Origin of the sequence: Tibeticola sp. (assembly GCF_022759015.1) — a bacterium.
Classification (GTDB): domain Bacteria; phylum Pseudomonadota; class Gammaproteobacteria; order Burkholderiales; family Burkholderiaceae_C; genus Tibeticola; species Tibeticola sediminis.
Window position 1 is genome coordinate 1 of sequence record NZ_JAEMQB010000112.1, and the last position, 10,301, is coordinate 10,301.

Annotated in this window: 12 protein-coding genes; 3 read left to right on the forward strand and 9 right to left on the reverse strand. The window is 66.3% G+C overall.

Annotated elements, in window-relative coordinates:
• Window positions 1–363, forward strand: a 363-nt coding sequence (locus tag JHC36_RS07010; protein WP_287917602.1) for a CopD family protein, incomplete at its 5' end; no start/stop codon positions are given.
• Between the two features lie 139 nt (window positions 364–502).
• Here JHC36_RS07010 and JHC36_RS07015 read toward each other — a convergent pair.
• Genes JHC36_RS07015 through JHC36_RS07025 form a run of 3 tightly spaced genes read right to left on the reverse strand, consistent with a single transcriptional unit; the run spans window position 503 to window position 2,362 of the window.
• Window positions 503–850, reverse strand: a complete 348-nt coding sequence (locus tag JHC36_RS07015) for a hypothetical protein (protein ID WP_287917604.1) — start codon at window positions 848–850, stop codon at window positions 503–505.
• Window positions 847–1,596, reverse strand: a complete 750-nt coding sequence (gene rlmB / locus JHC36_RS07020; RefSeq protein ID WP_287917607.1) for a 23S rRNA (guanosine(2251)-2'-O)-methyltransferase RlmB — start codon at window positions 1,594–1,596, stop codon at window positions 847–849. The genes JHC36_RS07015 and rlmB overlap by 4 nt, the downstream gene beginning before the upstream one ends.
• A 46-nt stretch (window positions 1,597–1,642) precedes the next feature.
• Entirely contained in the window at window positions 1,643–2,362 is a 720-nt protein-coding gene (locus tag JHC36_RS07025; protein WP_287917610.1) for an ABC transporter ATP-binding protein, read from the reverse strand.
• On the opposite strand from JHC36_RS07025, the gene JHC36_RS07030 reads away from it, so the two are divergent.
• Both JHC36_RS07030 and mnmH read left to right on the forward strand, forming a co-directional pair.
• Window positions 2,361–3,017, forward strand: coding sequence for an arylesterase (locus tag JHC36_RS07030; protein ID WP_287917613.1), 657 nt, complete (start codon window positions 2,361–2,363; stop codon window positions 3,015–3,017). The genes JHC36_RS07025 and JHC36_RS07030 overlap by 2 nt on opposite strands.
• Window positions 3,014–4,069 carry a tRNA 2-selenouridine(34) synthase MnmH gene (mnmH, locus tag JHC36_RS07035; RefSeq protein ID WP_124221831.1) on the forward strand — a complete coding sequence of 352 codons (1,056 nt, stop codon included), beginning with the start codon at window positions 3,014–3,016 and terminating at the stop codon, window positions 4,067–4,069. Before JHC36_RS07030 ends, mnmH begins: the two co-directional genes overlap by 4 nt.
• 94 nt (window positions 4,070–4,163) lie before the next feature.
• Here mnmH and JHC36_RS07040 read toward each other — a convergent pair whose 3' ends face one another.
• The 6 genes from JHC36_RS07040 to JHC36_RS07065 all read right to left on the reverse strand — a co-directional run bounded on the left by JHC36_RS07040 (window position 4,164) and on the right by JHC36_RS07065 (window position 10,116).
• Window positions 4,164–4,373, reverse strand: a complete 210-nt coding sequence (locus tag JHC36_RS07040) for a hypothetical protein (protein ID WP_287917616.1) — start codon at window positions 4,371–4,373, stop codon at window positions 4,164–4,166.
• Between the two features lie 93 nt (window positions 4,374–4,466).
• Window positions 4,467–5,360 carry a DUF2189 domain-containing protein gene (locus JHC36_RS07045; RefSeq protein WP_287917619.1) on the reverse strand — a complete coding sequence of 298 codons (894 nt, stop codon included), beginning with the start codon at window positions 5,358–5,360 and terminating at the stop codon, window positions 4,467–4,469.
• 124 nt (window positions 5,361–5,484) lie between these two features.
• Window positions 5,485–6,780 (reverse strand): PLP-dependent transferase, encoded by a 1,296-nt coding sequence (locus tag JHC36_RS07050; protein ID WP_287917622.1) that lies wholly within the window; start codon window positions 6,778–6,780, stop codon window positions 5,485–5,487.
• Window positions 6,781–6,966: 186 nt separating this feature from the next.
• Window positions 6,967–7,491 (reverse strand): phosphoribosyltransferase, encoded by a 525-nt coding sequence (locus JHC36_RS07055; protein WP_287917623.1) that lies wholly within the window; start codon window positions 7,489–7,491, stop codon window positions 6,967–6,969.
• 71 nt (window positions 7,492–7,562) lie between these two features.
• On the reverse strand, window positions 7,563–8,939 hold the full coding sequence (locus JHC36_RS07060; RefSeq protein WP_287917625.1) for an adenylosuccinate synthase: 1,377 nt from the start codon (window positions 8,937–8,939) through the stop codon (window positions 7,563–7,565).
• A 13-nt stretch (window positions 8,940–8,952) separates the two neighbouring features.
• Window positions 8,953–10,116: an ATP phosphoribosyltransferase regulatory subunit gene (locus JHC36_RS07065; RefSeq protein ID WP_287917628.1), complete on the reverse strand. Its 1,164-nt coding sequence runs from the start codon at window positions 10,114–10,116 to the stop codon at window positions 8,953–8,955.
• Between the last annotated feature and the right edge of the window lie 185 nt (window positions 10,117–10,301).

The following is a 10,301-nucleotide window of genomic DNA, read 5'->3' on the forward strand; positions in this document are numbered from 1 at the left end:
GCGGCGACGCAGGTGCTGGAGCCGCCGCAACGTCTGCCACTGATGGCGCAGGCGTTGGGCCGATTTTTCCGCATGGTGGCCGTGGCGGTGGTGGCGCTGGTGGCCAGCGGCGTGTGGTTGCTCCTGCAGGTCGGCATGGGGCAGGCTCCTATGGGCTGGCATCTGATGCTCGCCATCGGCCTGCTGATGGCGGTGATCTTCAGCTTCATCTACGGTGGCCTCTACCGGGCGCTCTGCCGCGCCGTCGATGCCCGTCAGTGGCCCGCCGCAGCGGCGGTGCTCAACCGCATCCGCGTGCTCGTCCTGGTGAACATGACGCTCGGCTTTCTGGCGGTCGCTGCAGCGGTGTCGGCGCGAGCCTGAGGGGCTCGGGCCGCGCCTCCGTGGCCGTGCGTGAGGCCTCCAGGGTGGGCTTCAGCGCCGCGCGCGCTGGCTCTCATAGCGCGTCTCGCCCGTGCGGTCCAGCGCGACCCGGTTCTTGAACTTGACGAGGCTGAACTTCTCAGCGCGGGTTTTCGAACAGGACGTAGGTGGCGTAGTCGCTGACTTCGAAGTAGACCTTTTTCTCGCCGGGGTCGGCGACGAAGTTGAGGTTTTCGTCGAGCACGCCGTAGCCGTAACGGTAGGCGCGCGGCTTGCCGTCGTCGGTGCCCATGGCGGTGCTGAGTTTGTCGACCTTGAGGAAGCGGCGCACCAGCTTGTCGCCGGCGTAGATCTCGACCACGCCGTTGGTGCCGGTCCAGTTCTGGATGTCGCGGCTGATCTTGTTCTGCTGCTCCTGCGTGCAGGATGCGAGCAAAAAAACACCGAACCCCAGCGCCAGACGGTGCATGAGTGCTTTCATTTTCATCGTGATGTGCGTTGTCTCAGGGCCTCGTACAGGCACACGCCACTGGCCACCGAGACGTTGAGGCTTTCGACCGCCCCGCGCATGGGGATGGACACCAGCGCGTCACAGGTCTTGCGGGTGAGCTGACGCATACCCTCGCCTTCGGCGCCGAGCACCAGCGCCACGGGGCCGCGCAGGTCGGCCTGAAAGAGCGTTTGCGGGGCGTCGTCGCTGGTGCCGATGATCCAGATGGCGCGTTCCTTGAGCTCGTTGAGGGTGCGCGCAAGGTTGGTCACCATGAAATACGGCACGGTCTCAGCCGCGCCGCTGGCGACCTTGGCGACGGTGGCGTTGATGCCGGCGGCATGGTCCTTCGGCGCGATCACGGCGTGCGCGCCCGCCCCGTCGGCCACGCGCAGGCAGGCACCGAGGTTGTGCGGATCGGTGATGCCATCGAGCACCAATAGCAGCGGCGCTTCGCCCCGGGCCTCGACCTGCTCGAGCAGTTCGTCGAGTGAGGTGGTCTGCGGCAGCGGCTGCACATGGGCCACGATGCCTTGGTGGCCGTGCCCACCGCTGAGTTTGGAGAGCCGCAAGCCGTCGGACTCGGTCAGGCGCACCCCGGCTTCCCGGGCGCGCTCGAGGAAGTGGCGCATGCGCGCATCGCGGCGCGAGGCGTCGAAAAACACCTCGACCACGGACTCGGGGGCCACTTTCAAGCGGACGCCTACGGCGTGAAAGCCAAACAGCACTTTTTTCTGGGTCATGGCGGCCATTATCGCGCTCCTGAAACAGAAGCAAAGAAGCGCCGATTTACGCCGGCAGGTCGCCCAAAGACTCTACCGCCGCACTGTCCGAGACGAGCCGACCCGCCTCGATCGTCAGCCGCCGTTGGCAGCGCTCGGCGATGGCCCGGTCGTGGGTCACGAGCAGCAGCGTCGTTTTCTGCGCGCGGTTGAGCTCGAACATCAACTCCATGATGGTCTCGCCGGTGGCGAAGTCGAGGCTGCCCGTGGGCTCGTCGGCCAGCAACACCGTGGGCTCGGTGACGAAGGCGCGCGCAAGCGCCACCCGTTGCTGCTCCCCGCCCGACAGCACCTTGGGGTAATGGTTGAGTCGCTGCCCCAGCCCCACGCGCTCGAGCATGGCCGCTGCCCGCCGCCGTGCGTCGCGCCGGCCGGCCAGTTCCAGCGGCAGCATGACGTTTTCGAGCGCGCTGAGGCTGCCCAGCAACTGAAAGCTTTGAAAAACGAACCCCATGCGCTGCGCGCGCACCGCCGCCCGGTCGTCTTCCGATCGCGCGTAGAGATCGAGCCCGTCGATCCGAACCGTGCCCGCGGTCGGCGGGTCGAGCCCCGCGATCAGGGACAGCAGCGTGCTTTTGCCCGAGCCCGACGCCCCGACGATGGCGACCGTTTCGCCCGCTGCGACCTGGAAATCGACATCGCGCAAAATCGTGAGCGTCCCGGTGGAATCCTGGACGGCTTTGGTGAGGTGCTCGACCGAAATCATCGCGGTCTGGGAAGGGGTCATGGAACAAGGAACGAAATTGATACGTCGACACTTTATCGTCTCGGGAGGAGCCCTCGCTGCCGCGGGATTTGCGCTGCGCCCGAGTTTGGCGGCGACGGCGAAGGTCATCCTCGTGGTGGGGGATTCGCTGAGCGCCGAGTACGGTCTGCCGCGCGGACGCGGCTGGGTCGCGCTGCTCGATGCGCGGCTGCGCGCCGAAGGCGTGCCGGCCCGGGTGATCAACGCCAGCATCAGCGGCGACACGACGGCGGGCGGCCGCGCACGGCTGGCCCCGCTGCTCGAGCAGCACAAGCCCGACGTGGTCATCATCGAACTCGGCGGCAACGATGCCCTGCGCGGCCTCGACCTCGCGCAGACACGCGAGCATCTGCTCGCCATGACCAGCCTCGCTCAGGCGTCCGGCGCGCGCGTCCTGCTGCTGGGCATGCAGGTGCCGCCCAATTACGGCGCCGACTACGCGCGCCGCTTTGCCGAGGTGTTTCGTGAAGTCGCTCGCGAGCGGCGCGCGGCGCTCGTGCCCTTCTTCCTCAAAAACGTGGCGGACGTGCCCGAAGCAGCGGCGCTGTTTCAAGCCGACCAGATCCACCCCAACGAAAAAGCCCAAGCGATCATGCTCGACAACGTCTGGCCCCAACTACGAAAGCTGCTGCGATGAGTGTGCACCTGATCCCCGCCGCCGAGGCCGTGCAAAGCCTAGGCAGCTACCACACCATCATCGATGCCCGCAGCGAGTCCGAGTGGGCACACGACCACCTGCCCGGCGCCCAAAACTGGCCGTCTTTGCGCGACGAGGAGCGCGTCCGCGTGGGCACCCTCTACAAACAGGTCAGCGCCTTCGAAGCGCAGAAAATCGGCGCCGCGCTCGTCGCGCGCAACATCGCTGCGCACATCGAGCGGGAAGTGCTCGACAAACCGCGCGACTGGCGCCCGCTCATCTACTGCTGGCGCGGCGGCAAACGCAGCAACGCGCTGGCCCTGGTGCTGGGCCAGATCGGCTTTCGGGTTGGCGTGATCGAGGGCGGGTACAAGGCCTTTCGCAAAGCCATGCTCGAAGACCTCGCCGCACGCGCCGAGTGCTTGAGCTTTCGCGTCATTTGCGGCCCCACGGGTACGGGCAAGACCCGCTTGTTGCATGCCCTCGGCCGCGCCGGCGCGCAGGTGCTCGATCTCGAGGCGCTCGCCTGCCATCGCAGCTCCGTGCTGGGTGCCGTGCCGGGGCAGCCGCAGCCCAGCCAGAAACGCTTCGAGAGTCTGCTCTGGGACGCGTTGAGGCACTTCCGGCCCGAGGAGCCGGTCTACGTCGAGGCCGAAAGCAAGAAGGTCGGCAACGTGTTCGTGCCCGAGCCCTTGATTCAGTCCATGCGCCGCAGCCCCTGCGTGCGCCTGGAAATGCCTCTTTCGGGTCGCGTGGCGCTGCTGCTCGAGGATTACCCGCAACTCACCCAGGACGTCGATTACCTCTGCCGAAGGCTCGAAGCCTTGACCGTGCTGCGGGGCCGCGAACAGGTCGAACAGTGGCAAGCCGCCGCCCGGAGCGGGGCATTCGAGACGCTGGTTCGCAGCTTGCTCGCCTTGCACTACGACCCGGGTTACGAGCGATCGACCGCCCACAACTTTGCCGCCTTCGCAACCGCGCCAACGCTGGCCCTGCCCGACCCGACGGCACGCAGCTTCGACGAAGCCGCTGCGCAGTTGCTGCAGGGGTGAAGACGCAGTTTCTGGGCAAGGCCAGCCCTGCCCCAGGTGCTCGGTACATGCGGCGGCGGGCGAGCGCCCTCACCGGCCCTGATTCCGCCCCGACCTATGCCACGCTGGTGCCGGAGAGCCCACGGTCAGAGGCTTCGGCCCCGGGGGTCGCGGCGGACGCGTCGTTCGACAAGGCCGACTCGGCCCCGGCGTCATCCGGGCCGCCGTGCTTGCGCTCGGCCTTGGCCTTGAGCTTTTCCTCTTTCTTGCGCTTCTTCGCCAGCTCTTTCTGACGTTTCTCGTAGCCGTAGTTCGGGGTTGCCAATGTGCAGTTCTCGGTTGGGCCGGCGCTGAGGAGCGACTCGATGAGGCTCGATCGGTGGCGCGGCAGGGTGGTTTGGCTCTGCAATGTAGCAGTTCAGCGGGCCGCGCCCTCTTCCGCTTCTTGCCACTCGATGACATCCCGGTACGCGTGCCAGGTCGCATGGCCGAGCAGCGGGCCGGTCAACACCAGGCCCGCCCCCAGCGGCAACAGCGACACGAAGACCAACACGGCGATGAGCGCCCCCCAAAACAGCAGCACCCCCGGGTGCTCGTAAAAGACCCGGATGCTCTGGATGGCGGCCGTGATCGCATCCGTGTCCCGATCGAGAATCATCGGGATGGAAACGACAGACGTCGCAAACACGAGCAGCGCAAACACCGACCCCACCGCCAGATAAACCAGGACGAACTCCAGGTTCTCCGGGTTGAAGACGGCCTCGATCACGCCCGCCGTCGACGGCAGGCCGGTGTTGAAAAAGACCGCAAAGACCACGAGCGAAGCCCGGCCCCAGAGCAGTTCGAGCACCATGAAGACCAGCACCAGCATCCCCATGCTCTTGACGTGACCACGCCAAGCGAGGAGTGAGTCCATCAGGCGCACCGGCTCGCCGCGCTCGCGCCGGCGGCTCACCTCATAAAGACCCAGCGCCAGGAACGGCCCGACGAGCAAGCAGCCCGAGGCGATCGACATGGTGTATTCGGGCTTGGTTTGGAAGACACCGGCCAAGACCACCGCCATGGCCCAAAAACACAGCCCATAGAACAGCCCGATGCCCGGATGCGCGCGAAAGTCGGCCCACCCTCGGGTCAACCATTGCAGCGGCGAGGAAAACCCAAGCGGCCGGAACACCGCGCGCGGCCCCACGGGCGGCGGCGGGAAATAAGGCACCGGCTCCGCGTGCGCCGGACTCGCCTCGTATGGTGCGGCGCCGGTGGCTTGGCCCGACGCGGCGGTGTCGGTTTGGGTCGAAGTGAGCGTATGAGACATGTCGAGCGCCAATGCGTTTGATAAAAATCAAACATCAGCGTACGCTGATTCATGCCGGATCGACACTAGAGAAAACACCGACCCGATAAACCCATGGCCGATGCCGGCTGCGGCAGGAATGGCGTCAGCCTTGCCCGGAGTCAGCGTGGCGTTCGAGCGCTCGCAGGCCTTGCTCGAGGTCCCGCTGCAAATCCTCGACCGCTTCGAGCCCCACCGAGAAACGCACGAGCGAGCCTCGGGCCAGATGCGCCGGCCAGGGCTCGCGCAAACTTTGAATGTCGTAGGGCATCACCAAACTGACCGGCCCACCCCAGCTGTAGCCCAGGCGAAAGCAGCGCAGCGCGTCACAAAACGCATCGACCTGAGCCTGGCTGTAGCGCGCATCGAAAATCACGCTGAACAGGCCGGCGGCGCGTCCCTCGGGCCGCTGGGCGGTGCAGCACGAGGCCCGCCAATGCGCATGGCCGGGTGAGCCCTCGAGCGCCGGATGCAAGACCTGCGCAAACACATCGCTGCGGCGCGCGCACCAGCGAGCCAGCGTGCGCGCTGCGGCGTCTTGCGCGTCATAGCGCAGTTCCAAACTGGGCAGGGCGCGCAGCACGGCTTCGACATCGTTGGCCCCGACGCCGAGGCCCAGCCGCATATGGGTTTGCTCGATGCGCCGGTGCAAGACGGCATCGCGCGTCACGACGCTGCCCATGAGCACGTCTCCGCCGCCGCTGGGGTATTTCGTAAGGGCATGGACACTGAGGTCGACCCCCAGCTCCTGGCCCGCCGAACGCCCCGGCACGAGGTCAAACGGCCGAAAAGCCAGGCCCGCGCCCCAGGTGTTGTCGAGGGCGACGAGCGCGCCGGATCGATGGCTGCGCTCGACGAGTGCGACCAGGTCGGGAAACTCCATCGTCACCGAGCCCGCGGCCTCGACCCAAACCAGTCGCACGCGCGGCCCCCAGGATTCGCTCAAGGACTCGGGCCGCAAGGGGTCGTACAGCCGGTGCCCGATGCCATAGCGGGCCAACTCGTCGCGTGCCAAAGCAAGCCCGGGGCCGTAGGCATTCTGGGGCAGCAACACCTCGTCCCCCGCTGCCAAAAGGCTCAAATCCACCAGTGCAATGGCCGCGAGACCGCTGGGCGCGAGCGTGCAATGGCTCCCCCCTTCGAGGGTCGCCAGTCGCTCCTGCAGCGTGAAGCTGGTCGGCGTGCCGTGCAAGCCGTAGGTGTAGCCACGCCGGTCGCTCCAGTGCCGCGCGCGCATCGCCGCCACCGACGGAAAGAACACCGTGGAGGCTTTGAATACCCCCGGCTGCGGCGCATCGAACCCGGCCGGAGGACGGTAGGGATGATGGATCAACGCCGTCGCGAGCGACCAGCCCCGGTCCGGCGGCGCGGAACCCGTCCGTTCATCGCGTGGATCGACCATGCCCGCAGCTCCCGCGCCAGGGCCTCAGAGGCTGAGAGGGAATTGGGCGTGCCCGAAGAGGCGCCACAAAGCGCGTCCGAGTAGGCGCAAAGCACAGCCGTAGCTCGGGCTACGGCGCGCATTTGCAACGCCCTCGGGCGTGTTTTGGGACGTCAAAGCGGGCATGACCGATTCCCTCTCAGCCTCTCAGACCTTCCACTTTTCGAGCAGCTTCTCCGGCGTCATCGAGTCGTAGTACTCGAAGGGCTGATGGATCCAGGGGTTGGTCGGGAGGAACTCGACTGAATAATCGGGCGCAAAAGACGAGACGCCTTTGGTCCAGATCACCGCCGTGCGCAACTCGGTGATGGGTTGGTAGTTGGTGCGCAGCATATCGACCACGGCCTTGAGCGTATGGCCCGAGTCTGCGAGGTCGTCGACCAGCAACACCCGTCCGGCGATTTCGCCTTTGGGCGTGGTGATGTAGCGCGCAATGTCGAGATGCCCCTGCACCGTCCCAGCCTCGGCACGGTAGGAACTGGTCGACATGATGGCCAGCGGCTTGTCGAAGATCCTTGAGAGGATGTCGCCGGGCCGCATACCGCCCCGCGCCAGGCACAGAATGGTGTCGAACGGCCAGCCCGATTGGTGAATCTTGATCGCGAGCTTTTCGATGAGGTTGTGGTACTCGTCGTAGCTCACATAGAGGTGCTTGCCGTCTTCCGTCAACATCGTATTTACTCCTGAATCTGTAGCGTCCATTGACCGTTTTATGCCGGGCTACCGGGGTTTTTGCTTGAAAATCAGTCCGGCAGGAAGGGGTGGCGGACCATGATCGTGTGGTCGCGGTCCGGGCTGGTCGAGACGATGTGGATCGGCACACCCGTCGCATGCGCGATGCGTTGCAGATACAGCCGCGCGTTCACGGGCAGGTCCTCGAGCCGGGTCACGCCCACGGTGGACTCGCTCCAGCCGTCGAGCGTCTCGTAAATCGGCGTGCAGCGGGCGATTTCGTCGGCGCCGAGCGGCAGGATGTCGGTCGTCTGGCCGTCGAGCTCGTAGCCCACGCACAGTTTCAGCTCGCTCAAGCCGTCGAGCACGTCGAGCTTGGTGATGCATAGGCCCGAGAGCCCGTTGACCTGCGCGCTGCGTTTGAGCAAAGCCGCATCGAACCAGCCGCAGCGGCGGCTGCGTCCGGTCGTCGTGCCCTTTTCGGCACCGACAGTCGCCATGTGGTAGCCCGGTGTGCCCGGGGTTTGCCAGTCGAGTTCGGTCGGGAACGGCCCGCCGCCCACGCGGGTGCAATAGGCCTTGGTGATGCCGAGCACGTAGTGCAGCATGCTGGGCCCGACCCCTGCGCCCGCCGCGGCGTTGCCCGCCACGCAATTGCTCGAAGTGACATACGGGTAGGTGCCGTGGTCGACGTCGAGCAAGGTGCCCTGAGCGCCTTCGAACAGCAGGTTTGCGCCCTGCAGGTGCGCGTCGTTGAGCTCGCGCGAAACGTCGGCAATCATGGGCGCGAGCGCCTGCGCCTGGCGCATTGCCTCCTCATAGACCGGCTCGAACTGCACCTCGCCATCGGCCATATACGGTGCCAACGCTTCGCCAAACGAAAACGAGCGTGAGCCCAGAAAGGTGGTCAGCACATGATTGTGCAAGCGCAGCAGCTCGCGCAGACGCGCCGCGAAGCGCTCGGGGTGGCGCAGGTCCTGCACCCGCAGCGCACGCCGCGCGATCTTGTCCTCATACGCTGGCCCAATGCCGCGTCCCGTGGTGCCGATTTTTTCCGAGCCGCCCTGCTCGCGCGCAGCCTCCCGAGCCACGTCGAGCGCGACATGGAAAGGCAGAATCAGCGGGCAGGCCTCGCTCACGCGCAAGCGCGAACGCACCTCTACCCCCGCGCGCTCGAGCCCCTCGATTTCCTCGAGCAGTTTGCCGACCGACAGCACCACGCCGTTGCCGATGTAGCACTTGACGCCCGCGCGCATGATGCCGCTCGGAATCAGGTGCAAAGCGGTCTTCACGCCGTTGATGACGAGCGTGTGGCCCGCGTTGTGGCCGCCTTGAAAGCGCACGACACCCTGCGCGCTTTCGGTCAGCCAGTCGACGAGCTTGCCCTTGCCCTCGTCGCCCCACTGGGTGCCGACGACGACGACGTTTCTTCCTTTGGTCATGTTCATTCAGGTCCGATGGTCAAATGGCGCGAACGATCCAGTGGCCCGCGACTTCCACCAGTTCCCGGTCGCAGAAAAATTCATCGATTTCGCTCTCGTGGCCGGGCAACATGCAAACCACCGTCTCACCCCGACCGCGCAACGAGGCGATCGCTGCGCGCAGATGCTCTCCCTGCCCCCAAGGCGCACGGATTGCGGGCTTGGGTCCCCGCTGCTGCGCTGCCGCCACGACCGCTTTCAAATCCAGGCTGAAACCCACGGCGGGACGCACCGCGGCCGTGGCGCGCCGGGCAAACACAGCGCCCACCCCATCGTAGCGACCGCCCCGAGCCAGCGCCTCGCCCGCCGGTTCGGCGTAGACCGTGAAGCGCACGCCGCTGTAGTAGGCGTAGCCGCTCGCGTCGGCCAGATCGAAGGTCACCGTGGCCCCGTCGACATGCTGCGCCATCCAGCGCAGCGCATCGAGCGCCGCGGCCACACCGGGGAAGCCTGCGAGGCATCGCTGCGCCTCGTCGAGCACCGAAGCGTCCCCGTACAGATCCACCAAGGCGCGCAGCGCCTGCTGCACCTCCACTCCGAGGCCCCGCGCGAGGCCGGCCACCTCTTGCCCGTCTTTGGCGGCTAGGGCGGCATTGAGGGCAGTCTGTTCGATCGGGTCGAGCACAGATCCCGCCAGAATCGAGCGCAGGATCCGCGCGTCACCCAAGTCCACGGTCAGCGAGCCGACCCGAGCCTGAGTCAGCCCGTCGAGCGCGAGCGAGACGACCTCGAGGTCCGCCTCGAGCCCCGCGTGCCCATAGAGTTCGGCGCCGAACTGCAGCGGCTCACGGCTGGCATGTGGGCGGTCGGGACGGGTGCGCAACACCGGCCCGCAGTAGCAGAGCCGGGTAACCCCCGCACGATTGAGCAGGTGCGCATCGATCCGCGCCACCTGCGGCGTCGTGTCGGCACGTACCCCGAGCATGCGCCCGGACAATTGGTCGACGAGCTTGAACGTCTGCAGGTCCAGGGCTTCGCCCGTACCCGTCAGCAACGATTCGAGGTGTTCGATGAGCGGCGGTATGACCAATTCATAGCCATAGGCGTTGGCCGTATCGAGCATGCGTCGACGCAGGTCTTCGATGTGGCGCGCCTCGGCAGGCAGCACATCGGCAATGTGATCCGGAAGGACCCAAGCAGTCATGAAAATGCGTCAGAGTGTGAAACGCGCGATTTTACCGGGCTGCGATCAGAGGCTGAGAGGGAATTGGGCGTGCCCGAAGGGGCGCCCCAAAACGCGCCCGAGTAGGCGCAAAGCACAGCCGTAGCTCGGGCTACGGCGCGCATTTGCAACGCCCTCTGGCGTGTTTTGGGGCGTCAAAGCGGGCA